This window comes from Ferrovibrio sp. GW821-FHT12D07 (genome assembly GCF_058807275.1).
In genome coordinates, this window is the sequence record NZ_JBXAQN010000001.1 from 97,157 (window position 1) to 120,818 (window position 23,662).

Below are 23,662 nucleotides of genomic sequence, written 5' to 3' on the forward strand. Positions count from 1 at the left end.
ACCTCAGGAAAGATGTGGGACATAACTCACATACTGCCCGTAGCCGACTTCAGTCTAGCCTGCGCCATGCCCTCAGAGAAAACCCCGAACTTGCAACAACCCGAGCTACGCATATCCATCTGAGCATCGGCTGGCACGGTTGCTCTCTAGTTCTGCCCAACCGTCTGTTCAGCCAAAACGGCATCCATCCGCTCGAACAGGCGGCGCGAGACACCCTCTTCGCCACCAGTGAATTGGAAAGGCGTGCGCCTATAATCTTGCTTTTTGGCGCAGATGGCAGACCCTGTGGACGTCACTTGACTCGGCTGATCGTTCTCAGCTTGATCATTTGCCCCGTACATTCACTGAACTAAAAATTAGATACGTACAGCTATAGTCGTATCAACAAGAAAAGCCCGCCAATCTTTCGACTGACGGGCTTTTCACTGTCCGGTGTCCGGGGAGGGCTTTACGCGGACGGGAGCAGCTTAAGACGCGGCGCTTACCAGCTGGTCACGACGGCCTTCTGGTATTTCTGTTCGACGAAGGCCTTCACCTCGGCCGACTGATAAGCCTTCACCAGCTTGGCGTATTCCGGCTTGTCCTTGTCCTGGGTGCGCACCGCGATGATGTTCACATACGGCGCCTTGGCACCTTCGGTGGCGATGGCATCCTTCACCGGCGACAGGCCGGCGGGGATCGCGTAGTTGGTGTTGATCGCGGCGGCGTCGAATTCATCCAGCGCACGCGGCAGCTGGGCAGCATCGAGCTCGACGATGCGGATCTTCTTCGGGTTGTCGGTGATATCCAGCGGCGTGGCCTTCAGGCCGGCGCCGTCCTTCAGCTTGATCAGGCCAGCCGATTCCAGCACCAGCAGGGCGCGGCCGCCATTGGTCGGGTCGTTCGGGATGCCGACGCGGGCGCTGGTGGGCAGATCGCCGAGGCCCTTCACCTTCTTGGAATAAACACCCATCGGGAAGTTCACGGTGTAGCCGATATTGGTGATCTTGTAGCCGCGATCCTTCACCTGCGCCTCGAGATACGGCAGGTGCTGGTAGGAATTGACGTCGAGGTCGCCGGCATTGAGCGCGGCATTCGGCTGGATGTAGTCGCTGAATTCCACGATCTGGATCTTCAGGCCATCCTTCTCGGCAACCTTCTTCACCACTTCGAAGATTTCGGCATGCGGACCGGCGGTGACGCCGACCTTGATCGGCTTGTCCTGGGCCAGCGCGGGAACCGCAATGAAGGCGGCGAGTGCCAGAGCAGAGAGCGAGCGGCGAGTAAACGACATGGTCTTTTTCCTTTTCTGTAGGGAGACTGAACGAACGGATTAACGGTGACTCAATTTGCGGACCAGGCGGTCGCCCAGCGACTGCACGCCCTGCACGAAGACGATCAGCACCAGTACGACGGCGGCCATCACTTCGGGCAGGAAGCGCTGGTAGCCATAGCGGATGCCGATATCGCCCAGGCCACCACCACCCACGGCGCCGGCCATGGCGGAATAACCGATCAGGCTGACCAGGGTGATGGTGAGGCCGGCGACGATGCCGGGCAGCGCCTCGGGCAGCAGGACCTTCACGACGATCTGCAGTGGCGTCGCGCCCATGGCATCGGCGGCCTCGATCAGGCCCGACGGCACTTCGCGCAGGGCGGTTTCCACCAGGCGCGCGATAAAGGGAATGGCGGCGATGGTCAGCGGCACGATGGCGGCGGCCGTGCCGATCGATGTGCCGACAACCAGGCGCGTGAAGGGAATGATCGCCACCATCAGGATGATGAAGGGCGTGGACCGCGCGGCATTGATGATCAGGCCGAGGATGCGGTTGACCGACACATTCTGAAGAATGCCGCCACGGTCAGTCAGAATCAGGATGACGCCGAGCGGAATCCCGAAGGCCGCGCCCACGCCGCCGGAGATGCCAACCATCACCAACGTTTCCCACAGGCCGTCAAACAGCAGCGCGATCAATTGCGACGACATCTTCCAGTTCCTCGACGACCAGCTGACGGCTGGCAAGATAGGATTTGGCGGCGAGCAGCTTGGCCTCGTCGCCGCGGGCCTGCACGACCATGACGCCGAACGGGCGTCCCTGGATCTCGTCGATCCGGCCATGCAGGATGTTCAGGTCGAGCCCCAGGTTGCGCGACAGCTCGGCGATCACCGGCTCGTCGGCATGGGGGCCGGTAAAGAGAATGCGCCACAGGCGGCTGTTGGCCGGCGGTTGAACCGCGAGCCGCTTCTGCAAGGCTGGCGGCAGGTCGAAGCCGATCAGGTCGGCCACAAAGCTGCGGGTGGTCGGATGCTGCGGCCGGGTGAAGACGTCAAACGTCGCGCCCTGCTCGATCACCCGGCCCAGTTCCATCACAGCGACGCGGTCGGCGATTTCCTTCACCACCGCCATCTCATGGGTGATCAGCACCACCGTGAGATTGAGGCGGTCGCGGATATCCTTGATGAGCGTCAGGATCTGTTCGGTGGTTTCCGGATCGAGCGCCGAGGTCGCCTCGTCGCAGAGCAGAACCTTCGGATCGGTGGCCAGCGCGCGTGCGATACCGACGCGCTGCTTCTGCCCGCCCGACAGCTGCGCGGGATATTGCCCGGCCTTGTCGCTCAGGCCCACCAGTTCCAGCAACGGCCCGACCTTGGCCTTGATCGCGGCTTTCGTCTCGCCGCGCAATTCCAGCGGCAGCGCCACGTTGTCGAACACCGTGCGCGAAGACAGCAGGTTGAAATGCTGGAAGATCATGCCGATGTCGCGCCGCGCCGTGCGCAGCTCGGCCGCCGACAAGGCCGTCAGGTCACGGCCGGCAACCTGCACGCTGCCTTCGGTCGGGCGTTCCAGCAGGTTGATGCAGCGGATCAGCGTCGACTTGCCCGCACCCGAGCGGCCGATCACGCCGAAAATCTCACCCTGCGCGACGGTCAGCGAGACCTCGCGCAGGGCTTCGACAGAACCGGACGCGCTGGCAAAGCGCTTGGTGATGCCACGCAATTCAATCATGGGTCTGGCGAAATCTCAGCGGTCGAAGGGGAGGAAGCTGAGACTAAGCAGATCGCCCGCGGCATGCCAGTCCGGCGGCAACGCCAGCGGATCGGCCAGCGAGCTGGCATAGTCTTCGACGGCCACGGCCTGGTTGTCGTTGCTGGCCGGCTTCAGGCGATCCGGCGCAACAAAAGCGCCGAAAGCGGCCTGGATGCGGTCCACGAAGCCCGGCTTGGATGAGGGAACGAGTAGAATCTCGGTCATGACTTACCTCCAGTTCCGACGGCGATGATTGTCATTGGCGGCGTCGCGGGCCAGCGCCTGGGCGGCGCGGGTGGCGTCCGACGTGCGGCGATAGACGCGCTGCTCCAGGCTGCTGAACTGCGGGCCGGAGGCGAAGAAGCGGAACCCGCTGCGTTCGCGGATCACAACACCGGCGGCCTCGCCGGCCGCCTCGATCAGATAGGCTTCACTCATGGGATATCTCCGTTGCCGGCAACGCCTCTCTACAAGAGGGGGCCAGTGAAAGTCGCTTCAGGGAAAACGCAAAAACCGGTGGCTTGCGCTCAGCGACAACAACAGAGGCGGATGGTCTTGCAGGATGCAGTCATGGGTCTTCTCCGAACGATCAGTGCCGGGCCCACGACCCAGGGCATGATCCCTGGCCGTGGCGCTTTAGCGTTGATGACGCGGCGCAAGCTGCCCTTCAAATCCCGCGATCCCGTCCTTACCCAGTGGGCCGGACCAGATGATCTCTATATTCTACACCAAAATAAGACAGTCAATCCTATTTAACAGTCAAAGTGACAAAGAATACAAAATCCACACGCAAATAAAATCACAGCTTATCGCTAAGCCACTGAAAAATTTGAATTGTAAGGGAAAACTTCGGTCGGGGTCGGCCCGGTAATGCCCCATACACCGGACCGACCACGAACCCCGACACGACCAGCAGAGTGGCGGGGCCGACCTAAGAAACCGCACCGAAGCGCGATGCCCTGATTATATGAGAATGATTTTCAATTACAAGCAGGAAAACTGCCTCACGCCGATTTTTCTGGGCAGGGCCTGATTTCACAGCCTAATAGGTCCAGCGCCGCCAAGAATGGCGGTCGTGACGGGGGACTTCGTGGCAGGCCAGATTCCGGCGACACCAGAAACGGTACGCGGCCCGCGCCTGCAGCGTCTGCTGCAGTACTGGCACCAGCGACGCGGCAGCCGGATGATGCCGGGCCGCGCGGATATCGATCCGCTGCACTTCCCGTGGATCTTGGGCAATCTCTCTTTGCTGGAAGTGCATCGCGACGCCGCCGGCCATCTGCGTTACCGCTTCCGCCTGGTCGGCACGCTGGTGGCGCAGCGCCTGCGCTACGACATGACCGACAAATGGCTGGACGAACTGCACGAGCAGCAATACCGCAGCCATCTGAATGACAGCTACATCGACGTGGTGACCAAACGCCTGCCGCTGGTCGAGCGCCTGGACATGGTGATCGACAACCGTGTCCACGATTACGAGATCGTGCGCCTGCCGCTGGCCGCAGATGGCGAGACGGTCGACATGATCATTCTCGCCGTCGAATTCAGCAATCCGGGAATCTGATCGTCACGGATGCAGCGTCAGGCCTTTCACGGCCTTGTCGACCGCCTTGCAATCGCCGTGCAGACCCAACCCGACCCAGTTTTGTGCCGCCGGATCGCCTTCGGCAAACACCGCGCGATTGGCGGCGTCATGCCCGGTCGCAAACATCGCCTCGACATAGGGCACGATCACCAGCCCCTGCGCGAGCGCGCGATCATGCGCTTTCTGCAAGGCCACCAGATCGCCGGCAAAGACCAGCACCGGCTGGCCGCACATCGCAGTGTAGCCCTGCCCCGCCCTGTTGACGTAAGCGCTGCCGATGCAGTCGGGCACCGTGGCGGCGATGCCGGTGGCCAGAAAAGCCGTAACATTCAGCTTCTGCCAGACGGCAAGGTCTGCGCGGACGACAATGGCGATCTTGGTGGTGAACACGGGTCTCTCCAGCAATGGGAGACCCAGCATGCTGTCAGGACACGCGGCCGTCTGGAAGATTTGTGCAATGGCGGCGATAGGCAGCCGGCGTCATGCCGAAGGCGCGGCGGAACCAGCGCCCCAGATGACTCTGGTCGGCGAAGCCGGTGGCGGCCGCCACGGCTGCCGGCGTTTCGCCCTGCCCCAGCATGCGGCGCGCACGGTTAAGCCGGCACTGCACGAGATAAGCATGCGGCGGCAGGCCGTAGGCCGCCTTGAACACCCGATGCAGGCGGAAACGATCGGTGCCGGCCAGATCGGCCAGCGCCTGCAGGCCAAGATCATCCGCCTCATGTGCGACAATCGCCTCGCGCGCACGGCGCGCCAGCAGCGGCGATGCATCCGCCGCCGGTATGGCCATGCCGCCGAAGCGCTGCGCCAGCAGGGCGGCAACATGATCCAGCGCCGTCTCGCGCGCCATGCGGTTAGCGCTCCGATCCATCTGTCGGCAGGCCGTCAGCACCGCCTGCGCCAGCGGCGTATCGTCGTTCAGCACGGCGGGAAAACCAAAGACGCGGTCGCCCGGATCGCGACCCCCATAGAGACCGGCAGCCTGCCGCAGCCATGCAGGGTCAAAATACAGCATCGCATATGTGAAGCCGCCATCCGCACCGGCCTCGCCGTCATGGGTCTCGCCCGGCTCCATCAGAATGACGCGGCCCGGCGTGCTGCGCTGGGTTTCGCGACGGCAGCGAAACTGCTGCAGGCCCTGCTCGGTGACGCCGACCAGCACCTGGTCATGGAAATGCGGATCGTAGGCATGGGCATGGAACTGCGCATGCACGGCTTCGGTACCGCTGAAAGGATCGCGGGCGAAATCGAACCAGTCGCGGCCGTGCTGCGCAGTCACCATGCCTGCAGTCTGCTACTTCACCACGCCGCAGGCAATGCGGCCGGCTCCGCCGCCCAGCGGCGCCGGGGTGTCGCTGTAATTGTCGCCGCCCGCATGGACCATCAGCGACCGGCCAGTGAGGTCCTTCACCTTCAGATGCGGCACCACCATCGGCAGGGTGGCGGTGCCATCGCCACTCACCACCAGCACCGGCAGGTCGCCGACATGGCCGTCCTTGTGGCCAGGGCCGTGATGCATGCCGGTTTTCTTCGGATCGTAATGGCCGCCGGCGGCAAAACCGGCCGCCGCCTGGTTGCCGGCCGCCGGATTGGGACCGGGCCCGCAATCGGGTTTTTCATGCATGTGGAAGCCATGCGGGCCGGCCGGCTCCAGCCTGGTCAGCTTCGGCGTCAGCACCAGCCCCTGCGGGCTGTCTTTCGCCGTGATGGTGCCGATGCTTGCGCCCACGCCGGTGGCGGTGATCGCGTTGATGGTGATGGTTTTCTCGGCCGCCATGACTGGCACGGCCAGCAGGACCGCAGACAGAATCACGACCCCGGACAGAAGACGCTGCATGGTGTTTCCTCCCGTTGGCAGATACGACCTACAACAGATATAGGGCGGGAAAACTCCGGCGGCCGGTGAAGAAAACAAAAAACGGGCGGGGTTTGCGCCCCGCCCGTCGGTATCCGGATGACCTGATGGATCAGGTATTCATGGAGTCGAAGAAGTCCGCGTTGGTCTTGCTGTGCTTGATCTTGTCCAGCAGGAACTCCATCGCGTCCTGGCCGCCCATCGGCATGAGGATGCGGCGCAGCACCCACATCTTGGCCAGCACGCCCTTGTCGACCAGCAGTTCTTCCTTGCGGGTGCCCGACTTGGTGATGTCGATGGCCGGGAAGGTACGCTTGTCCGACAGCTTGCGGTCGAGGATGATTTCCGAGTTACCGGTGCCCTTGAACTCTTCGAAGATGACTTCGTCCATGCGCGAGCCGGTTTCGATCAGCGCGGTGGCGATGATGGTGAGCGAGCCACCTTCTTCGATGTTACGCGCGGCGCCGAAGAAGCGCTTGGGGCGCTGCAGGGCGTTGGCGTCCACACCGCCGGTCAGCACCTTGCCCGAGGACGGCACGACGGTGTTGTAGGCGCGGGCCAGACGCGTGATCGAATCCAGCAGGATGACGACGTCGCGCTTGTGCTCGACCAGGCGCTTGGCCTTTTCCAGCACCATCTCGGTGACCTGGACGTGGCGGCTTGCCGGCTCGTCGAAGGTGGAGGAGATGACCTCGCCCTTCACGGTGCGCTGCATGTCGGTGACTTCTTCCGGACGTTCGTCGATCAGCAGGACGATCAGGTAGACTTCCGGATGATTGTGGCTAATCGCGTGCGCGATGTTCTGCAGCAGCACGGTTTTGCCGGTACGCGGCGGAGCGACGATGAGCGCGCGCTGGCCCTTGCCCTGCGGCGAGATCAGGTCGATGACGCGGGCCGAGACGTCGCGCTTGGGCGCCGAGATGATCTTCTCGCGCTTCTCGCCGCCGCGGCTCTTGATCGTCGGGGTCTTGAGCGCCGCAGCCGGCGCCGCCGGCGCCTCTTCCTCGATCGCCGGCAATTCCATGCGCAGGCGTTCGGTCGGATAGAGCGGCGTCAGGTTGTCGAAATGGACCTTGTGGCGGGTCTGCTCGGGGTCTTCATAGTTGATCGTGTTGACCTTGAGCAGCGCGAAGTAACGCTCGCCATCCTTGGGCGCGCGGATCGTGCCTTCGATCGTGTCACCGGTGCGCAGACCGAAGCGGCGGATCTGGTTCGGGCTGACATAAATGTCATCAGGGCCCGGCAGGTAGTTGGCCTGGGCGGAGCGCAAGAAGCCGAAGCCATCCTGCAGCACTTCCAGCACGCCCTCGCCTGTGATCTCGACTTCGCGATCGGCCAGCTGCTTGAGGATCGCGAACATCATGTCCTGCTTGCGCAGGGTGGATGCGTTCTCGATCTGCAACTCTTCAGCAAAGGCCAGAAGGTCAGTCGGGGATTTGGTTTTCAGTTCCTGGAGATTCATGGACGGACTCGCGGACTCGGCAGGTCGGTATTGTTTGGGAGATTTGGGCGCCGCATCCGGGACGGAGCGCAGCAACCAGTGAAGGGGGGTGTCGTGAGCCGCCCGCGCAGGTTCCGCTTTTACGTACTGAAATCTGATGTGCGGAAGGTGCCGGATCGGCCCCGGCCCGAGAGAAGGATGGGCCGGATGCCCAAGCGAAATAGCAATCGCCCGGGTTTAAGTCAAGGGCGGGCGGGGATTTGCGTTCCCGCCCGCCGTAACAAAATAGCGATCAGCCCGGATCAGGCCGTGATGTTCATGACCAGGAAGAAGGTGCCGGCCGCCACGACCGCCGCGCCGGCAAGCCGGCTGAGCTGCGGCGCCAGCGCGCCATGACGGTAGCTGAGCGTGCGCAGGGCCAGCGCCGCAACCAGCGCAATGCCGTATTGCGTCACCGCCAGACCGCCGAGATAGGCGACCAGCGGTGTGGCTTCGGCGCCGAAAATGGACTCCGCCAGGGCATGGCCGTGCAGCAGGCCGGCCAGCGCCAGAATGGCGGCAAACAGCTCATCGGTGATGCGGGCCTGCACGACCAGCAGCAGGCCGAGCAGCAGCACCGAGCCGGCGACCAGCAGTTCACCGCCCGGCAGGTCGACGCCGCGCAGATGCAGCAGGGACCCGACAAACGAGCCAATGACAAAGGCGACCGGCAGGATCAGCCAGCGGACGCGCGGCGCAGCCAGCAGGCCGGCAGCCACGATAAAGGCGAAATGATCGATGCCGAGGATCGGATGGCCAAAGCCGGACAGCAGGCCCTCCATCAGCGTCGATGGTGTAGTGCCGCCCATCGGGTGGTGGGCAAAGGCGGGGGCGGAGGAGACCAGACCGGCCAGGGCAACCGTGGCGGCAGTGATAGAGCGCAGCATGATGTATCTCCCGTGCGGCATGCCAGACGGCGACCGAGTCGCCATCATAAGCCAGTGCCGGCGACCTTAAGTGGCGGTCTTCTCGCCGTCAAACGCCGGTACCGTCTCTGGAACGGCCTCCCCCTGCGGCAATACCGCCCCAAGAGCAGTCTTGCCCGCCGGCCGGTCCGGGGGTAAGCCTGTGCGCCATGCGCAGCCGTTCTGTCATGACCGGATCCTGGAGCCTGCCTCGCCTGGCGGCGATGGCGGCCCTGTTCGCGCTGCTGTTCCATGCCCTGCTGCCGCTGACCCAGCAGGCCGCCCGCCAGGTGCAGGCCGCCAATGGCATTGAGCAGGTCGTGCTCTGTTCGGCGCTCGGCCTGCGTATCCTCGCCCTGCAAGACGGCCAGCAGGTCGACATCGATCCGGCCAAGGCGGAAAAGACCAGCAAGCTCTGCCCGGTCTGCTTCGGCACGACCGGTTTCGCCCAGGCCATCCTGCCGGCCGGCCATGACCTGGCCCTGCCGCAACTGGCCGTCACGGTGCTCTATGGCTCTGCCGGCAGCAGCACGCTGGCGCAGGCCTACACCCATTCACCGCAGGCGCGCGCGCCACCCGTCTCCCTGTCCTGATCTACGCCACCCTTCTTCGTTTCAGGATTACCGGGAGTTTTCCCATGTCGGTTATCAGGTTTGCGGGCGCTGCGGCGCTCACCATGCTTCTGTCCACGCCTTCTTTCGCCCATATCGTTGCCGATCCGGCCGAGGCGAAGCCGGGCAGCTATTTCCGCACCGCCCTGCGCGTCGGCCATGGCTGCGGCGCCGGCAAGCCCACGACGGCGGTGCGCGTCACCATCCCCGAAGGCATCGCCAATGCCAGCGCCCAGCCCAAGCCGGGCTGGGAGATCAAGGTGGAAACCACCAAGCTGGCGCAACCCGTCGATGCCGGCCATGGCCGCAAGACCGATACGGTGGTCAGCGCCATCACCTGGAGCGGCGGCAATCTGCCCAACGAGCAGTTCGACGAATTCGGCCTGGTGCTGAAGCTGCCCGATGCGCCGGGCCAGGAGTTCTGGCTGCCGATCGTGCAGACCTGCGCCGGCGGCGAAGCACGCTGGGACCAGATTCCGGTTGCCGGACAGAAGGTTGACCGTCCGGCGGCGCTGATCCGCATCGCCGGCAACGCACCGGTCACGGTCAAGGCCGGCGACATCCAGATCCTGCAGCCCTTCGCGCGCGCCACCCCGGCCAAGGTCGGCGGCATCTTCCTCACCCTGAAGAATGCCGGCGGCACGCCCGACAAACTGCTGAAGGCAGAATCGCCGGTGGCCGCCAGCGTCGAGTTGCATACTCATGTGAAAGACGGCGATGCGATGCGCATGCGCCCGGTGGAAAACATCCCCGTGCCGGCCAATGGCCAGACTGCGCTGGAGCCCGGCGGCTATCACATCATGCTGATCGACCTGCACCAGCCACTGAAAGACGGCAGCCAGGTGCCGCTGACGCTGACCTTCGAGAAGGCCGGCAAGGTGACGCTGCAGGTGCCGGTGCTGAAAGCCGGTGCAGGCGCGGCTCCCGCTGCCGGCGGCGGTCACCAGCACCACCACTGATCGCCCCATTCCGGAAACACCGCCACGAATCCGTGCTGCGGCGGCGTCGCCGCGTGCCCGTGGCCATGATTGAGACACCCATGAACCATATCACCTATGGCCTGCTGCTGGCCGCCCTGCCCGGCATGACGCTGGCGCAGACCGTTACCCCGCCGATCACCGTGACGGCGAAGCCTGAGACTGAATCCGCCACCGTACCGAATGCCGAAGAAGCCCGCCGCCGCATCGAGAAGACGGCCGGCGGCGTCGACATCGTGCCGGCCGACGAGGTGCGCGACGGCCGCGCCAACACGGTGAAGGATGTGCTGGACTATGTGCCGGGCGTGTTTGCCCAGTCGAAATATGGCCAGGAGGATTCGCGCCTGTCGATCCGTGGCTCCGGCTTGTCGCGCAGCTTCCACCTGCGCGGCACCCGCATCCTGCGCGACGGCGTGCCGATCACCGATGCCGACGGCTCGGGCGACACCATGGAGATCGATCCGCTCGCGGTCGATTACACCGAAGTGTTCAAGGGTGCGAATGCCCTGCAATACGGCGCGTCGCTACTGGGCGGCGCGGTGAACTTCGTCAGCCCGACAGGCCGCAGCCAGCCGGGCTTCCTGCTGCGCCAGGAATTCGGCAGCTTCGACAGCATGCGGTCGCAGTTCGGCGTCGGCGGCGCCAGCGGCAATTACGACTATTACGTCACGCCGACCTACAGCCACAGCAGCGGCTTCCGCGACCATACCGACCAGGATTACCTGCGCCTGAACGGCAATGTCGGCTGGCGCGCCAATGACCGCACCGAGACGCGGTTCTTTTTGAGCGCCGCCAACATCAACCAGAAGATTTCGGCCAGCGTGACAAAGGCGCAGGCGCTGAACAATCCGCAATCGACACTGGCTTCCAGCTTCACCGGCAACACCAAGCGCAACATCGACTCTTTACGCGGCGCCAGCAAGACCACGGTGCTGACCGACAGCGGCGAAGCCAGCTTCGGCGTCTTCGCCGCCAACAAGCAGCTGTTCCACCCGCTGAACGGCGCGATCCTGGTCGACAATGACGAGACCAATGGCGGCGGCTTCGCGCGCTGGATGGACGAGCAGCAGATCGCCGGTCATCGCAACGAGATCACGCTGGGTATCAATTACTTCACCGGCGTCAACAAGGCCCGCACCTTCGCCAATGCCGGCGGCAGCAAGGGCGCATTGACCAACAGCGCCGAACAAAACTCCGATACACTGGAACTCTATGGCGAGGATGCTTTCTATATTGTGCCCGAAGTCGCCCTGATCGGCGGCCTGCAGGGCACGCTGGCGCGCCGCAAGCTGGACGACAAGTTCCTCACCGACGGCAATGCCTCGCTGGAGCGCGGCTATAACAGCCTCAACCCCAAGCTGGGTGCGCGCTGGGATATCCGCCCCGACACGCAGATCTTCACGAACGTCAGCTGGTCGACCGAGCCGCCGCCGTTTTCCGAACTGGGCACCGCCACCACGGTGGTCTCGGCCGAGGCGCAGCAATCGAAGACGCTGGAAATCGGCACGCGCGGCAAGCGCGTCGACTTTGCCTGGGATGCCGCGATCTATCGCGCCTGGCTGCATAACGAAATCCAGACTCTGCAGAATCCGGCCAATCCGGCGCTCAGCATCCAGTCGAATGCCGACAACACCATCCATCAGGGCATCGAGCTGGGCGGCGAATGGGTGGCCCTGCGCAATCTGGTCAGCGCCCACGACAAGACATCGCTGCGCGGCGCCTATACCTACAGCGATTTCCGCTTCGATCACGATCCGGTGTTCCGCAACAACGACATCCCCGTCGCGCCGCGTCACTATATCCGTGCCGAGCTGCGCTACAGCCATGCGGATGGCTGGTATGCCGGCCCGAATGTGGAATGGGTGCCGCAGGGTTACTTCGTCGACAACGCCAACACGCTGAAGACCGACGCTTACGCCCTGCTCGGCTTCAAGACCGGCTATGATTTCGGCAACGGGCTGAAACTGTTCGTCGATGGCCGCAACCTGCTGGACAGGGCCTATATCTCGAATGCCAGCGGCACCACGACCGCCACGGCAACTTCCGCCCTGTTCAATCCGGGCGACGGCCGTGCCGTCTATGGCGGCATCGAGTATCGCTGGTAGGATTAAACTTTCTTCATGGAGGGATGGCGGCCAAGACTTCGCCATACTCTCCGGGTTAAGGTCGCGGCGCCGGCATTCTACCGGCGCCGTTATCCTGCCCGGGGTTCCCCATGCCGACATTCACTGCCTTCTGCCGCGATTTCTGGTCGCTGGCCAAGCCCTATTTCCTCGATCCGAAAGAACGCGTCAGCGCCTGGAGCCTGCTCGGCGTCATCGTCGTGCTGAACCTGGCCAGCGTCGGCCTCAGCGTGTGGTTCAACCAGTGGTACAACGACTTCTACAACGCGCTGCAGGAAAAGGACTTCGACAGCTTCAAGACCCTGCTGCTGTATTTCACCGGCGTGGCGCTCGCCTTCATCGTGGTCGCGGTCTACCGCCTTTACCTGCAGCAGATGCTGCAGATCCGCTGGCGCCGCTGGATGACCGAGTACTGGACCGCCGACTGGTTGTCGGAGAAGCACTATTATCACATGCAGATGGCGGGGCTCGGCACCGACAACCCGGACCAGCGCATCTCGGAAGACCTGCGGCTGTTTCCGCTCTACTCGCTGACGCTGACGCTCGGCCTGATGAACGCCGTGGTCACGCTGGTCTCCTTCCTTGGCATCCTGTGGACGCTGTCGGGCGACTTCAGCTTCACCCTGGGTGGCCATGAGATCAGCATCCCCGGCTACATGGTCTGGGTCGCCATCGTCTATGCCGCCGCCGGCACCGGGCTGACCCATCTGATCGGCCGACCGCTGGTGAAGATGAATTTCGACAAGCAGCGTCTGGAAGCCGACTTCCGCTTCCATCTGGTGCGCGTCCGCGAACATGCCGAGGGCATCGCCTTCCAGCATGGCGAGGTGGTCGAGCAAGCCGGCCTGCTGACACGCTTCAAGGGCGTGTTCGAGAATTTCTACGACATCATGCGCAAGACCAAGCAACTGACTTGGTTCACATCGGGGTATGGCCAGCTGGCGCTGATCTTCCCCTTCGTGGTCGGTGCGCCGCGCTATTTCGGCGGCGCCATCCAGCTTGGCGGCCTGATGCAGATCGTCTCGGCCTTCGGCCAGGTGCAGGAAGCCCTGAGCTACCTGATCAGTTCCTATTCCGACATCGCCGAATGGCGCGCGGTGATCGAGCGTCTGACCGGCTTCCGCGCCGGCCTGGAAAAGGCCAGGACGCTAGGCGCGCAGTCGCAGGTCGCGGTGGAGACCACCGGCGACGGCCTCACGGTTGACGGACTGTCGCTGAGCCTGCCTGGCGGCAAGCCCCTGATGCAGGTGAGCAGCCTGTCGCTGAAAGCCGGCGAGAGCCTGCTGGTCGGTGGCAAGTCGGGTACCGGCAAGACGACACTGCTGCGCGCCATCGCCGGGCTGTGGCCGTTTGGCGCCGGAAAACTGCAGCGCGCTGATGACGCGCAGAGCCTGTTCCTGCCGCAGAAGGCCTACCTGCCACTCGGCACGTTGCGGGCGGCGCTGGCCTATCCGCGCGATCCAGCCAGTTTCAGCGATGCCGACTATCACGCCGCGCTCGAAGCCCTCGATCTGGACAAACTCGCGTCACGGCTGGATGAGGAAGTGCAGTGGCACCAGCAACTGTCCGGCGGCGAACAGCAGCGCGTGCAGTTCGCCCGCGCCCTGCTGCTGAAACCCAACTGGCTGTATCTGGATGAGGCGACGTCCGCCTTGGACGAAGCCACCGAAGCGAAAGCGCTGGCGGCTTTACGGCAGCATCTGCCGGACACCGCCGTGCTCAGCATCGGCCATCGGCCGGCGCTGCAGAAGTTCCACACGCGGCATGCCGAGTTGAAACCGGCTGTCGCAGGCGGACCGGCAACGCTGGCCCTGACTTAACCCCAGGGCCGACGGCGCTTGGCCGCGCCCGAGGTCGGCACCGAGCTGGTGCCGCGCGATACTGGTGGCGCTGCAGCAAAAGCGGTCTGCTCGTAGGAGCGGCCGCCGCCGCGCACACTGCCAGCCAGTTCCATCAGGGCGGCGACGCGATTTTCCGTGCTCGGATGCGTCGAGAACAGACTGTCCATGCCGCGGCCATGCAGCGGATTGATGATGAACATATGCGCGGTGGCCGGATTGCCCTCGGCGCGCTCGTTCGGCACACGCTCGGCCGTGCCGCTGATGCGCTGCAGCGCCGAGGCCAGACCATGCGGATTGCCGCTGATCTCGGCGCCCATGCGGTCGGCGGCATATTCGCGGCTGCGGCTGATCGCCATTTGCACCAGCATGGCGGCGATCGGCGCCAGGATCATGATCAGCAGGCTGCCGATCATGCCAAGACCACCGCGATTGCCCTCGGCATCCCGGTTGCCGCCGAAGAACATGGCGAAATTGGCCAGCATGCCGATGGCGCCGGCCAGCGTGGCCGTGATCGTCATGATCAGCGTGTCGCGGTTCTTCACATGCGCCAGCTCATGCGCCATCACGCCTTCGATTTCCTCGCGGCTCAGCATGTGCAGAAGTCCGGTGGTGGCCGCGACAGCGGCATTCTCCGGATTGCGGCCAGTGGCAAATGCATTGGGCTGGTCGTTGTCCATCACATAGACGCGCGGCATCGGCAGGCCGGCGCGCTGTGCCAGCGTCTGCACAAGCCCGTAAAATTCAGGCGCGGTCTGCGCATCGACCTCGCGCGCGCCATACATCGACAGCACCATCTTGTCGCTGTTCCAGTAGGCGAACAGATTCATTGCCGCGGCCAGGCCGAGCGCAATCAGCATGCCCGCCTCGCCGCCGATCAGGAAGCCGATCGCACCGAACAGGCCGGTCATGGCCGCCAGCAGAAGCGCCGTCTTCATGTAATTCATGGTTCTTCACCCTCGTCTCTGCGGTGACCGTGCCTGCCAGGAACCGTCATCGGGCTTTGCAGCCGACCCGCACCGCTATATTTAAGATCACAAACCCGCTGCGCAAGAAGGCTGACGCCATGCCTGACGACCAGACCAGACCCACCGCTCCTGTTCCCAGCCTGGACGGCAATGCGATCGACAGCCGTCCGGTCGATCCCAAGACCGGCAAGCCGCTGGCGCCGGCCAAACCGGCGATCAAGGTGACCCAGGCGCCCGGCGAGGAAGACGGGCCCAAGGGCCCCGAGCCGACCCGTTACGGCGACTGGGAACGCAAGGGCATCGTCTCCGACTTCTGAGGCCCATATGGGACCTGATTGCGCCGGAATTGCGGCAACCCGCCCAGGCGTTGGCCACTAGGGGCCGGCATATCCCTGCAGCACGCGCTGCGGGGCTTCAGAACGACCGGCGGAATACATCATCGGTTCGACCTGGAAGGTCGTGGTTGCGGCACAGCCGATGGTGCAGCTCATCGAGAATTTTGTGGCGCCAACCCTGACAAACTGTTCGTCGCCCGCCCGGATCTGCACCGTGGTGCCGGCGCCAACCAGATAATTGCCCGACATGAAGATATCGCCGAAATTCGGTGGCTTGAGTTCAACGTGATAGCTGCCCGGCGGCAGGTCGCGCACATAGACGCCGCCCGCCACGGCGCGGCCGATATTCTCGCCGTTCACCAGCAGCTCGGCCCGCACGGTATCGACGTTGAGGCCGCTGGCCTGCACGTTCCTGTAGATGAACAGCCGGCCCTTGCCGTCCGCCAGCACCGGCAGGGCCTCCGGCTTGTCGGCCAGCCTGGGCCCGCTGGCGGCGCAACCGCCCAGCAGCAGGACAGCCGCCAGCATCAACACGTAATTCCGCAGCATCGATTTCCCCCGAAGCCTCGATTTCTCGACACTCTATCGCGCAGCCGGCACCGGCCGCAGTTGCAGCACCCTGGTCTGCACCTCGCGCTGCCCAAGCTCCGGATCGACAATCCGGATGGCAAAATCACTGCCGATCATCTGCCTGCGCGTCACCACGACCTTGACGAAAGCCTCGCCGCCGGGCGGCAGCACGATCCGCTGCTGTTGCCCCGGTATGACGAGCGGACCCTCGGCGCCGGGCGCCAGACGGTAAGCGGCCTCGCCCAGCGTATGCTTCCCATCGACCAGCGTCAGACTGTGTTCGCCGGCCGGCAGGGCGAAGGCCAGCACCGCGCCGGCCTGCATCGTGCCGATGGGTGCATTGTCCAGTGTCAGGTCCGGACGGATCGTGTCGCTCTGGACGCCGCCATTCACGACATCGCGATATACAAACAGCCGCCCCTGATCGGCAGCAAGCGGCGGCAGGCCGCCGGGCACATCCTTCAGCATGGTTCCGCTTGCGGCGCAGGCGCCGAGCATCAGGCAGACGGCGACCGCCGCCAGACGAGGCAGGATGGCCATGCGTCAGTCCTTCAGCCGCATGCCATAGCGTATCTCGCCCTGCAGGCTCGGCCTTTTGGCCAGTTCCTCGCGCGCGCGGGCAAGATTGTTTTCGATTTTGGTGAACTTCACCGGAAAGACATTCGCATCGACGGTGTAATCGCCGATATAGACCACTTCACCGGGCTTCACCGTGAAGCGCGGCACCTCACGTCCGGCAACGGAAAGCTGCTCCTCGCTGGCGAGGAAATTGGCCGCCACCGGCTTGTCCTGGTTGCCGTAGGTGCGCGTCAGCTCCTGAAGATTTCGCCCACCGGTGAATTTCTGCACCATGATCTGCGATGCCAGATAGTTGCCGGGCGGCACCCGCTGCACGCCGTAGCGGATCGAGGTGTCGAAATCGGTTCCATCGTGACGGAAGCCGCGCGCCATATTGAAGACCAGCGGCACATCCTTGGCCGGAGCCGGAATCACCGTCTGCTTGGCCACGTCATAGCGCTGCATGAAAACAGCCATGAAATTCGTTTCGGGTGTGGGCCGCTTTGCCGCCGCCAGACCCATCACCACCAGGCCCCAGTCATCCTTAGGCGTGAACTGGTAATTGGCCGCCATCGGCTCGACATGCAGCTTGGAGCAGCCGGTCAGTCCGACCACGACCACGATGACGCCCATGACCCGCTGCAACAGCGGGAGTCCCCGTAACCGCATATTCCCCCTCATGACGCGACCTCGCGTCCCCTCTTTCCTCTTATAATAGAGCGGTTTCCGGGACAAGATTACTTTGGAGGGCCGCCCCTCCCCATTGATCGGCCGCCGCGCTTGCCTATACTCCGGCCCGATTTTCCCGGCATTCAAGGAGTGCGCCCGATGAGCGGCAGCAAGCATGGCAGCGTCAAGAAGGTGGTTCTGGCCTATTCCGGCGGCCTCGACACTTCGGTGATCCTGAAATGGCTGCAGGAGACCTATGGCTGCGAGGTGGTGACCTTCACCGCCGATCTGGGCCAGGGCGAGGAGCTGGAGCCGGCGCGCAAGAAGGCCGAGATGTTCGGCGTGAAGCAGATCTTCATCGAGGACGTGCGCGAGGAATTCGTGCGCGACTTCGTCTTCCCGATGTTCCGCGCCAACGCGATGTATGAGGGCCTCTACCTGCTCGGCACCTCGATCGCACGTCCGCTGATCGCCAAGCGCCAGATCGAGATCGCGCGCGAAGTCGGCGCCGATGCCGTCTGCCATGGCGCCACCGGCAAGGGTAACGACCAGGTGCGCTTCGAGCTGGGCTATTACGCACTGAAGCCCGACATCAAGGTGATCGCGCCCTGGCGTGAATGGGACCTGAACTCGCGCACCGCGCTGATCGACTTCGCCGAGAAGCACCAGATTCCGATCGCCAAGGACAAGCGCGGCGAAGCGCCGTTCTCGGTCGACGCCAACCTGCTGCATATCTCGGCCGAAGGCAAAGTGCTGGAAGATCCGTGGGTGGAGGCGCCCGAGTTCGTCTACTCGCGCACCATCGATCCGGAAAAGGCCCCGGACCAGCCGGAATATGTCGAAGTCGAGTTCAAGAAGGGCGATGCGATTGCCGTCAACGGCCAGGCGCTGTCGCCGGCCGCGCTGCTGACCAAGCTGAACGAGCTCGGCGGCAAGCATGGCATCGGTCGTCTTGATCTTCTGGAAAACCGCTTCGTCGGCATGAAGAGCCGCGGCATCTACGAGACGCCGGGCGGCACCATCCTGCACATGGCCCATCGCGGCATCGAGCAGGTGACGCTGGATCGCGGCGCCGCGCATCTCAAGGACGAGATCATGCCGCGCTATGCCGAGCTGATCTACAACGGCTTCTGGTTCTCGCCTGAGCGCCAGATGCTGCAGGCCCTGATCGACAAGAGCCAGGAGAATGTGGAAGGCAGCGTGCGCCTGAAGCTCTACAAGGGCTCGGTCAACGTGGTCGGCCGCAAGTCACCCAAGTCGCTCTACTCGCTGGCGCATGTCACCTTCGAAGCGGACTCGGTCTACGACCAGAAGGATGCCGCCGGCTTCATCAAGCTGAATGCGCTACGCCTGCGCCTGCTGAACCGCCAGAACAGCTAAGCCTGGCTGATACCGATACGAAAAGGCGGGGACGCAACTCCCCGCCTTTTCTCGTTTCAGGAGCTGGCGGCAGCCAGGCTCCGCTGCGCTGTGACAAAGCCGAATTTGCCGGATTCCATTGAAAAACAAAGGTTTCTGTCGCGATCTTGTCACGAGAGGCCACAGTCTGGTCGCAACCTAATTGGCGGTTTTGCCTCTACTTTTCCTGTCACGACCCGAAAGGGCCGCAGGCCATGCCGGCCTGCTCCCGTAGAAGACAGGAGAACCGCCATGATCGTCACCCGCGTGAGCGTCATTCCGCCGGCCACTGTCTATCGTCGCACGGCGAAGGCCAATGAACGCTATATGGAAGAGCGCCTGTGGCAGCGTGCGCTCAGCCGCCTCGACGGCCCGCGCCAGGAGCCGGCCCGCGCGTCCCATCCCGAAAAAGCGGAAAAGAAGGAGCGTCGCTCCTTCCGCCGGGTGCTGGGCGCCATCCGCAACGGGCTGGGCCGCTACGTCGACATCTACGCCTGATCAGATAGCCGGCAGACCCGCCAGCTTGTCCGGGTTGCGCATGATGAAGATGTTGCGTACCACGCCGTCAACAATATCCACGGCCATTGCCATATACGGCACCGTGCCATCGTAGAACAGCCAGCCCGGCTGACCGTTGATATGCGCGAACACGCGGCGCAGCGTTGCGGGCTGCTTGCGGCGCACGCCGACAAAGAAGCGCGCGATCTTCTCGGCTCCGTGGATCACGTTCAGCGCCGCCGTCGCCTTGCCGCCGCCATCTGCCCAGATCATCGCATCCTCGGCCAGCAGGCCCGCAAACATCGAAGCATCGCCGGCCTTTGTCGCTGCCGCGAATTTCTCGGCCAGCGCACGCGCCGCCGACGCATCGGCATCGAAGCGCGGTCGCGCATCCTTCAGATGCTTCTGCGCCCGGCTGACGAGCTGGCGGCAGGCGGCCTCGGTTTTCTGCAAGGCCGCCGCGATCTGCGGGTAATCGTAATCGAAGGCTTCGCGCAGCAGATAGGCGGCGCGTTCGGCGGGGCTCAGCCGCTCCATCACCATCAGCAGCGCCATGGAGAGATCGTCGGCCATCTCCTTGCCTGATGCCTCCGGCGGCACGCTGATCTCCAGCTCCACCAAAGGCTCGGGCAGCCAGATGCCGGGATAATTCTCGCGCTCCTGCTTGGCGGCACGCAGGCGGTCGATGCACAGCCGCGTGCAGGCCGTCACCAGCCAGGCCTCCGGCGTCTGGATCGCGGCAGTGTCGGTGCGGTGCCAGCGCAGATAGGTGTCCTGCACGGCATCCTCGGCATCGCCCACGCTGCCCAGCATGCGGTAGGCCAGACCGAACAGGCGCTTGCGGTGCCGTTCGAAGGTTTGTGTCTTGGCGTCCATTACGTCGATTTTACCCAGGGATCGGTCATCGCCCTGCATCCTGCTGCACGATACCCTAAAGACGGACCACGCCCGCGCTTTGTGACGTCCTCCGGATCGAAAATAAATATGTTGTATTTCAATATGCTAACAGAAAATCTGAACGCCCGGCCAGCCGGTCCGGCAGGCTGTGCGGACCGCAGGATTCAGAAAGCCCTTCCGTTTAATCTTCAAACCCCTCCATATCCCGGACCATGAAACACTTCCGCCTGATCCTGACCGCCGCCGTCGCCGCCATCGCCCTTGCCGGCGGTGCCTGGTGGTTCTGGTCGGCCCGCGCCGACACCAAGCCCGGCTTCCGCACCCAGACCGTGGCGCTGGGCAGCGTTGAGGACACCGTCTCGGCCGTCGGCCTGTTGCAGCCGCTGAACTATGTCGATGTCGGCACCCAGGTCTCGGGCCAGCTCAAGATGATCAATGTCGATTTCGGCCAGCGCGTCGAGCAGGGCGCGCTGCTGGCGCAGATCGACCCCACCATCTATGAGGCGCGCGTCGCCGCCGACCTCGCCAACCTGCAGGCCCTGCGCGCGCAGAAGACCGACAAGCAGGTGCAGCTCGGCCTGGCCGAGCGCCAGTTCGAGCGGCAGAAGAACCTGCTGGCCGGCCGCGCCACCAGCCAGGATGCCTATGACAGTGCCGAAGCCGGCCGCAAGTCGCTGGTCGCCCAGATCGCCGTGCTGGACGCGCAAATACAGCAGGGCGAATCGACGCTCCGCTCTGACCAGGCAAACTTGAGCTACACCAAGATCTACGCGCCGATGACCGGCACCGTGGTCGACATCATCGCGCGCCAGGGCCAGACCCTGAATGCCAATCAGTCGGCACCGATCGTGCTCCGCATCGCCGATCTCGACACCATGACGGTGAAGACCCAGGTGTCGGAAGCCGACGTGCCCAAGCTGACGGTTGGCATGCCGGCCTATTTCACCACGCTGGGCAAACCCGACAAGCGCCGTGAAGGCCGCCTGCGCCAGATCCTGCCCACGCCGGAAGTGGTCAACAATGTCGTTCTCTATTCCGCGCTGTTCGATGTCGAGAATCCGGATAACGACCTGCTGACCCAGATGAGTGCCCAGGTCTTTTTCGTCATCTCCAAGGCCGACAACCTGCCCGTCGTGCCGATGGCCGCGCTGCGTCCGCTGCCGCAGACCCAGCCGGGCAAGCCGCGCTATGCGCTGCGCGTGTTGGAAAACGGCCAGCCGGCACGCCGCATCGTCGAGATCGCTGCCAGCAACCGCGTCAATGCCGCGATCAGCAACGGCGTAGCCGCCGGCGACGAGGTCGTGATCGACATCGTCGCGACCAAGCCGCCAGCCGGTGCTGCGCCGACGCGCACGCCGCGCCTGTAGCATCAGGGCAGCGCCATGAACCGTATGGCACCCGGTAGCGAGACCCGCGCGGCAAGCGATCCCGGCCCGATCATCAGCTTGCGTGACATCCGCAAGACCTTCTATCGCGGCACACTGGCGGTCGAAGTGCTGCATGGCGTTTCGCTCGATATCCATCCCGGCGAATTCGTTGCCATCATGGGCGCGTCGGGCTCGGGCAAGTCGACGCTGATGAACCTGATCGGCCTTCTGGACCGGCCGACCAGCGGCAGCTACCGCTTCGATGGATCGGAAGTGTCGGCGCTGGATGCCGATGCACGCGCACTGCTGCGGCGCGAGGCGTTCGGTTTCATCTTCCAGCAGTACAACCTGCTGCCGACCGAAACCGCCACCGCCAATGTCGAGATGCCGGCGATCTATGCCGGCCTGCCGCGCGCCGCGCGGACGAAGCGTGCCGAGGACCTGCTGACCATGCTAGGCCTGGCCGAGCGGCTGGACCATCGCCCGACGCAGCTCTCGGGCGGCCAGCAGCAGCGCGTCTCGATCGCCCGCGCCCTGATGAACGGCGGTGCCGTCATCCTGGCCGACGAACCCACCGGCGCGCTGGACAGCAAGAGCGGCCAGGAGGTCATGCACCTGTTGCACGACCTCAACGCGCAGGGTCACACCATTCTGCTGATCACCCATGATCACGAGGTCGCGGCGCAGGCCAACCGCATCATCGAACTGAAGGACGGCAATATCGTCGCCGACCATCCGGTCGAGCATGACGTGCCGCCCGCCGCCGTCGCCGCACCGAAACAGCCCTCCCGCCTGCGCAGCCGCGCCTTTGCGCTGTTCGATGCCATGGAAGCCGGCCGCATGGCGCTGCAGGCGCTGCACAGCAATCTGTTGCGCACGCTGCTCACCCTGCTGGGCATCATCATCGGCGTGGCCTCGGTGGTGGCGATGCTGGCGATTGGCGACGGCGCCAAGCAGCAGGTACTGGACCGCATCACCGCCATGGGCACCAACCTTTTGCTGATCCGGCCCGGCGCGCCCAACATCCGGCCGACCGGCGTGACGGCGACGCTGATCGCGGACGATGCCGAAGCCATCAGCGCCGAGCTGCACAACATCCTGGCCGCCGTGCCGGAATATGCCAGCAACGTCACCGTGCGCGCCAATGGCCGCGATTACGTTACCCAGGTCAACGCCACCACCGCGCCCTTCCCTGTGGCGCGCGAATGGCCGGTGCGCGAAGGTATTTTCTTCTCGGACGACGATGTGAAGTCCTACCTTCCGGTCGCCGTCATCGGCCAGACCGTGGCCAACAACCTGTTCGAGGATATCGACCCGATCGGGAAATATATGTTGCTGAACAATATTCCCTTCCAGGTCATCGGCATTATGTCACCCAAGGGCGCGACGCCCTGGGGCGCCGACCAGGACGATGTCGCCTATGTACCGCTGACCACCGGCATGCTGCGGCTGTTCGGCCAGCGCTATGTGCGCACCATCACAGTCCAGGTTCAGGATGTGACGCGGATCAATGACACGCAGGAAGAAATCCGCCAGCTTCTGATCGCCCGTCACCGGACCGAAGACTTCCAGATCCGGAATATGGCCTCCATCATCGAAACCGCCATGGAAACCCAGAATACGCTCACCATTCTGCTTGGGTCGATCGCTGCCATTTCGCTGCTGGTCGGCGGCATCGGCGTGATGAACATCATGCTGGTCAGCGTCACCGAGCGCACCCGCGAGATCGGCGTGCGCATGGCCACCGGCGCGCGCCGCCTGAACATCATGATGCAGTTCAACGCCGAGGCATTGGCCATCTGCACGCTGGGCGGCCTGATCGGCGTCGCGGTGGGTCTGGGCACCACCTGGCTGTTCGCCTCTTTCGGCCGGCCGGTGATTTTCTCGGTCGAGCCGGTGCTGCTCGCCTTCTTCTGCGCCTTCGGCACCGGTCTGCTGTTCGGCTACCTGCCGGCGCGCAAGGCCGCCGATCTCGATCCCGTCGTCGCCCTCGCGGCTGAATAAAAAAATATCGGAACAC

25 protein-coding genes are annotated in these 23,662 nt (G+C 64.0%); 10 read left to right on the top strand and 15 right to left on the bottom strand.

Going from position 1 to position 23,662, the window contains the following annotated elements; all coding sequences use genetic code 11:
* Nucleotides 1–481: 481 nt before the first annotated feature.
* The 5 genes from AC1RRE_RS00475 to AC1RRE_RS00495 are packed head-to-tail and all read right to left on the bottom strand — an operon-like array spanning nucleotide 482 to nucleotide 3,446.
* On the bottom strand, nucleotides 482–1,273 hold the full coding sequence (locus AC1RRE_RS00475; protein WP_492979079.1) for a MetQ/NlpA family ABC transporter substrate-binding protein: 792 nt from the start codon (nucleotides 1,271–1,273) through the stop codon (nucleotides 482–484).
* 39 nt (nucleotides 1,274–1,312) lie between these two features.
* Nucleotides 1,313–1,966 carry a methionine ABC transporter permease gene (locus AC1RRE_RS00480; protein ID WP_492979080.1) on the bottom strand — a complete coding sequence of 218 codons (654 nt, stop codon included), beginning with the start codon at nucleotides 1,964–1,966 and terminating at the stop codon, nucleotides 1,313–1,315.
* Complete coding sequence (locus AC1RRE_RS00485; RefSeq protein ID WP_492979081.1) at nucleotides 1,935–2,987, bottom strand: methionine ABC transporter ATP-binding protein; 1,053 nt, start codon at nucleotides 2,985–2,987, stop codon at nucleotides 1,935–1,937. The genes AC1RRE_RS00480 and AC1RRE_RS00485 overlap by 32 nt, the downstream gene beginning before the upstream one ends.
* A gap of 15 nt (nucleotides 2,988–3,002) precedes the next feature.
* The gene (locus tag AC1RRE_RS00490) at nucleotides 3,003–3,233 is read right to left on the bottom strand and encodes a hypothetical protein (protein WP_492979082.1); all 231 of its coding nucleotides are present in this window, start codon (nucleotides 3,231–3,233) and stop codon (nucleotides 3,003–3,005) included.
* A gap of 3 nt (nucleotides 3,234–3,236) precedes the next feature.
* Entirely contained in the window at nucleotides 3,237–3,446 is a 210-nt protein-coding gene (locus AC1RRE_RS00495) for a hypothetical protein (protein ID WP_492979083.1), read from the bottom strand.
* Nucleotides 3,447–4,083: 637 nt separating this feature from the next.
* Here AC1RRE_RS00495 and AC1RRE_RS00500 point away from each other — a divergent pair.
* Nucleotides 4,084–4,572: a PAS domain-containing protein gene (locus tag AC1RRE_RS00500; protein ID WP_492979084.1), complete on the top strand. Its 489-nt coding sequence runs from the start codon at nucleotides 4,084–4,086 to the stop codon at nucleotides 4,570–4,572.
* A 3-nt stretch (nucleotides 4,573–4,575) separates the two neighbouring features.
* On the opposite strand, the gene AC1RRE_RS00505 is transcribed toward AC1RRE_RS00500, so the two are convergent.
* The 5 genes from AC1RRE_RS00505 to AC1RRE_RS00525 form a co-directional block, all read right to left on the bottom strand.
* Nucleotides 4,576–4,983 (bottom strand): DUF2000 family protein, encoded by a 408-nt coding sequence (locus AC1RRE_RS00505; RefSeq protein ID WP_492979085.1) that lies wholly within the window; start codon nucleotides 4,981–4,983, stop codon nucleotides 4,576–4,578.
* Between the two features lie 34 nt (nucleotides 4,984–5,017).
* Nucleotides 5,018–5,875 carry an AraC family transcriptional regulator gene (locus AC1RRE_RS00510; RefSeq protein WP_492979086.1) on the bottom strand — a complete coding sequence of 286 codons (858 nt, stop codon included), beginning with the start codon at nucleotides 5,873–5,875 and terminating at the stop codon, nucleotides 5,018–5,020.
* Nucleotides 5,876–5,887: 12 nt separating this feature from the next.
* Entirely contained in the window at nucleotides 5,888–6,430 is a 543-nt protein-coding gene (locus AC1RRE_RS00515) for a superoxide dismutase family protein (protein ID WP_492979087.1), read from the bottom strand.
* Between the two features lie 130 nt (nucleotides 6,431–6,560).
* Entirely contained in the window at nucleotides 6,561–7,910 is a 1,350-nt protein-coding gene (rho, locus tag AC1RRE_RS00520; RefSeq protein WP_492979088.1) for a transcription termination factor Rho, read from the bottom strand.
* A 281-nt stretch (nucleotides 7,911–8,191) separates the two neighbouring features.
* Complete coding sequence (locus AC1RRE_RS00525) at nucleotides 8,192–8,815, bottom strand: HupE/UreJ family protein (RefSeq protein WP_492979089.1); 624 nt, start codon at nucleotides 8,813–8,815, stop codon at nucleotides 8,192–8,194.
* A 206-nt stretch (nucleotides 8,816–9,021) separates the two neighbouring features.
* On the opposite strand from AC1RRE_RS00525, the gene AC1RRE_RS00530 reads away from it, so the two are divergent.
* From AC1RRE_RS00530 to AC1RRE_RS00545, 4 genes are all read left to right on the top strand, one after another.
* On the top strand, nucleotides 9,022–9,426 hold the full coding sequence (locus AC1RRE_RS00530) for a DUF2946 family protein (protein ID WP_492979090.1): 405 nt from the start codon (nucleotides 9,022–9,024) through the stop codon (nucleotides 9,424–9,426).
* A gap of 44 nt (nucleotides 9,427–9,470) precedes the next feature.
* Nucleotides 9,471–10,403: a DUF1775 domain-containing protein gene (locus AC1RRE_RS00535; RefSeq protein WP_492979091.1), complete on the top strand. Its 933-nt coding sequence runs from the start codon at nucleotides 9,471–9,473 to the stop codon at nucleotides 10,401–10,403.
* Between the two features lie 80 nt (nucleotides 10,404–10,483).
* A complete protein-coding gene (locus AC1RRE_RS00540) occupies nucleotides 10,484–12,526 on the top strand; it encodes a TonB-dependent receptor family protein (RefSeq protein WP_492979092.1) in 2,043 nt (680 codons plus the stop codon).
* 110 nt (nucleotides 12,527–12,636) lie between these two features.
* Nucleotides 12,637–14,364 (top strand): ABC transporter ATP-binding protein/permease, encoded by a 1,728-nt coding sequence (locus AC1RRE_RS00545; protein WP_492979093.1) that lies wholly within the window; start codon nucleotides 12,637–12,639, stop codon nucleotides 14,362–14,364.
* On the opposite strand, the gene htpX is transcribed toward AC1RRE_RS00545, so the two are convergent.
* Nucleotides 14,361–15,329 (bottom strand): zinc metalloprotease HtpX, encoded by a 969-nt coding sequence (gene htpX / locus AC1RRE_RS00550; RefSeq protein ID WP_492979094.1) that lies wholly within the window; start codon nucleotides 15,327–15,329, stop codon nucleotides 14,361–14,363. The two genes, AC1RRE_RS00545 and htpX, sit on opposite strands and share 4 nt — an antisense overlap.
* Before the next feature lie 119 nt (nucleotides 15,330–15,448).
* Between htpX and AC1RRE_RS00555 the strand changes: the two genes are divergently transcribed.
* Nucleotides 15,449–15,667, top strand: a complete 219-nt coding sequence (locus AC1RRE_RS00555) for a succinate dehydrogenase assembly factor 4 (RefSeq protein ID WP_492979095.1) — start codon at nucleotides 15,449–15,451, stop codon at nucleotides 15,665–15,667.
* Between the two features lie 57 nt (nucleotides 15,668–15,724).
* Here AC1RRE_RS00555 and AC1RRE_RS00560 read toward each other — a convergent pair whose 3' ends face one another.
* Genes AC1RRE_RS00560 through AC1RRE_RS00570 form a run of 3 tightly spaced genes read right to left on the bottom strand, consistent with a single transcriptional unit; the run spans nucleotide 15,725 to nucleotide 17,446 of the window.
* Nucleotides 15,725–16,234 carry a hypothetical protein gene (locus AC1RRE_RS00560; protein ID WP_492979096.1) on the bottom strand — a complete coding sequence of 170 codons (510 nt, stop codon included), beginning with the start codon at nucleotides 16,232–16,234 and terminating at the stop codon, nucleotides 15,725–15,727.
* 33 nt (nucleotides 16,235–16,267) lie between these two features.
* A complete protein-coding gene (locus tag AC1RRE_RS00565) occupies nucleotides 16,268–16,795 on the bottom strand; it encodes a hypothetical protein (protein ID WP_492979097.1) in 528 nt (175 codons plus the stop codon).
* A 3-nt stretch (nucleotides 16,796–16,798) separates the two neighbouring features.
* Nucleotides 16,799–17,446: a hypothetical protein gene (locus AC1RRE_RS00570; protein WP_492979098.1), complete on the bottom strand. Its 648-nt coding sequence runs from the start codon at nucleotides 17,444–17,446 to the stop codon at nucleotides 16,799–16,801.
* Between the two features lie 195 nt (nucleotides 17,447–17,641).
* Here AC1RRE_RS00570 and AC1RRE_RS00575 point away from each other — a divergent pair, with 195 nt between their 5' ends.
* On the top strand, nucleotides 17,642–18,862 hold the full coding sequence (locus AC1RRE_RS00575) for an argininosuccinate synthase (protein ID WP_492979099.1): 1,221 nt from the start codon (nucleotides 17,642–17,644) through the stop codon (nucleotides 18,860–18,862).
* Nucleotides 18,863–19,132: 270 nt separating this feature from the next.
* Nucleotides 19,133–19,378, top strand: a complete 246-nt coding sequence (locus AC1RRE_RS00580) for a hypothetical protein (RefSeq protein ID WP_492979100.1) — start codon at nucleotides 19,133–19,135, stop codon at nucleotides 19,376–19,378.
* Here AC1RRE_RS00580 and AC1RRE_RS00585 read toward each other — a convergent pair whose 3' ends face one another.
* Nucleotides 19,379–20,254, bottom strand: a complete 876-nt coding sequence (locus AC1RRE_RS00585) for an RNA polymerase sigma-70 factor (protein WP_492979101.1) — start codon at nucleotides 20,252–20,254, stop codon at nucleotides 19,379–19,381.
* A gap of 233 nt (nucleotides 20,255–20,487) precedes the next feature.
* Between AC1RRE_RS00585 and AC1RRE_RS00590 the strand changes: the two genes are divergently transcribed.
* Both AC1RRE_RS00590 and AC1RRE_RS00595 read left to right on the top strand, forming a co-directional pair.
* Nucleotides 20,488–21,642 (top strand): efflux RND transporter periplasmic adaptor subunit, encoded by a 1,155-nt coding sequence (locus AC1RRE_RS00590; protein WP_492979102.1) that lies wholly within the window; start codon nucleotides 20,488–20,490, stop codon nucleotides 21,640–21,642.
* Nucleotides 21,643–21,666: 24 nt separating this feature from the next.
* Complete coding sequence (locus tag AC1RRE_RS00595) at nucleotides 21,667–23,646, top strand: MacB family efflux pump subunit (RefSeq protein ID WP_492981316.1); 1,980 nt, start codon at nucleotides 21,667–21,669, stop codon at nucleotides 23,644–23,646.
* Nucleotides 23,647–23,662: the final 16 nt, after the last annotated feature.

Excerpts from the sequence above, each read along its gene's own strand:
- AC1RRE_RS00475 (WP_492979079.1), bottom strand. The coding sequence starts at position 1,273 with ATGTCGTTTACTCGCCGCTCGCTCTCTGCTCTGGCACTCGCCGCCTTC.
- AC1RRE_RS00480 (WP_492979080.1), bottom strand. The coding sequence starts at position 1,966 with ATGTCGTCGCAATTGATCGCGCTGCTGTTTGACGGCCTGTGGGAAACG.
- AC1RRE_RS00485 (WP_492979081.1), bottom strand. The coding sequence starts at position 2,987 with ATGATTGAATTGCGTGGCATCACCAAGCGCTTTGCCAGCGCGTCCGGT.
- AC1RRE_RS00490 (WP_492979082.1), bottom strand. The coding sequence starts at position 3,233 with ATGACCGAGATTCTACTCGTTCCCTCATCCAAGCCGGGCTTCGTGGAC.
- AC1RRE_RS00495 (WP_492979083.1), bottom strand. The coding sequence starts at position 3,446 with ATGAGTGAAGCCTATCTGATCGAGGCGGCCGGCGAGGCCGCCGGTGTT.
- AC1RRE_RS00510 (WP_492979086.1), bottom strand. The coding sequence starts at position 5,875 with ATGGTGACTGCGCAGCACGGCCGCGACTGGTTCGATTTCGCCCGCGAT.
- AC1RRE_RS00515 (WP_492979087.1), bottom strand. The coding sequence starts at position 6,430 with ATGCAGCGTCTTCTGTCCGGGGTCGTGATTCTGTCTGCGGTCCTGCTG.
- rho (WP_492979088.1), bottom strand. The coding sequence starts at position 7,910 with ATGAATCTCCAGGAACTGAAAACCAAATCCCCGACTGACCTTCTGGCC.
- AC1RRE_RS00525 (WP_492979089.1), bottom strand. The coding sequence starts at position 8,815 with ATGCTGCGCTCTATCACTGCCGCCACGGTTGCCCTGGCCGGTCTGGTC.
- AC1RRE_RS00530 (WP_492979090.1), top strand. The coding sequence starts at position 9,022 with ATGACCGGATCCTGGAGCCTGCCTCGCCTGGCGGCGATGGCGGCCCTG.
- AC1RRE_RS00535 (WP_492979091.1), top strand. The coding sequence starts at position 9,471 with ATGTCGGTTATCAGGTTTGCGGGCGCTGCGGCGCTCACCATGCTTCTG.
- AC1RRE_RS00540 (WP_492979092.1), top strand. The coding sequence starts at position 10,484 with ATGAACCATATCACCTATGGCCTGCTGCTGGCCGCCCTGCCCGGCATG.
- AC1RRE_RS00545 (WP_492979093.1), top strand. The coding sequence starts at position 12,637 with ATGCCGACATTCACTGCCTTCTGCCGCGATTTCTGGTCGCTGGCCAAG.
- htpX (WP_492979094.1), bottom strand. The coding sequence starts at position 15,329 with ATGAATTACATGAAGACGGCGCTTCTGCTGGCGGCCATGACCGGCCTG.
- AC1RRE_RS00555 (WP_492979095.1), top strand. The coding sequence starts at position 15,449 with ATGCCTGACGACCAGACCAGACCCACCGCTCCTGTTCCCAGCCTGGAC.
- AC1RRE_RS00560 (WP_492979096.1), bottom strand. The coding sequence starts at position 16,234 with ATGCTGCGGAATTACGTGTTGATGCTGGCGGCTGTCCTGCTGCTGGGC.
- AC1RRE_RS00565 (WP_492979097.1), bottom strand. The coding sequence starts at position 16,795 with ATGGCCATCCTGCCTCGTCTGGCGGCGGTCGCCGTCTGCCTGATGCTC.
- AC1RRE_RS00570 (WP_492979098.1), bottom strand. The coding sequence starts at position 17,446 with ATGGGCGTCATCGTGGTCGTGGTCGGACTGACCGGCTGCTCCAAGCTG.
- AC1RRE_RS00575 (WP_492979099.1), top strand. The coding sequence starts at position 17,642 with ATGAGCGGCAGCAAGCATGGCAGCGTCAAGAAGGTGGTTCTGGCCTAT.
- AC1RRE_RS00580 (WP_492979100.1), top strand. The coding sequence starts at position 19,133 with ATGATCGTCACCCGCGTGAGCGTCATTCCGCCGGCCACTGTCTATCGT.
- AC1RRE_RS00585 (WP_492979101.1), bottom strand. The coding sequence starts at position 20,254 with ATGGACGCCAAGACACAAACCTTCGAACGGCACCGCAAGCGCCTGTTC.
- AC1RRE_RS00590 (WP_492979102.1), top strand. The coding sequence starts at position 20,488 with ATGAAACACTTCCGCCTGATCCTGACCGCCGCCGTCGCCGCCATCGCC.
- AC1RRE_RS00595 (WP_492981316.1), top strand. The coding sequence starts at position 21,667 with ATGGCACCCGGTAGCGAGACCCGCGCGGCAAGCGATCCCGGCCCGATC.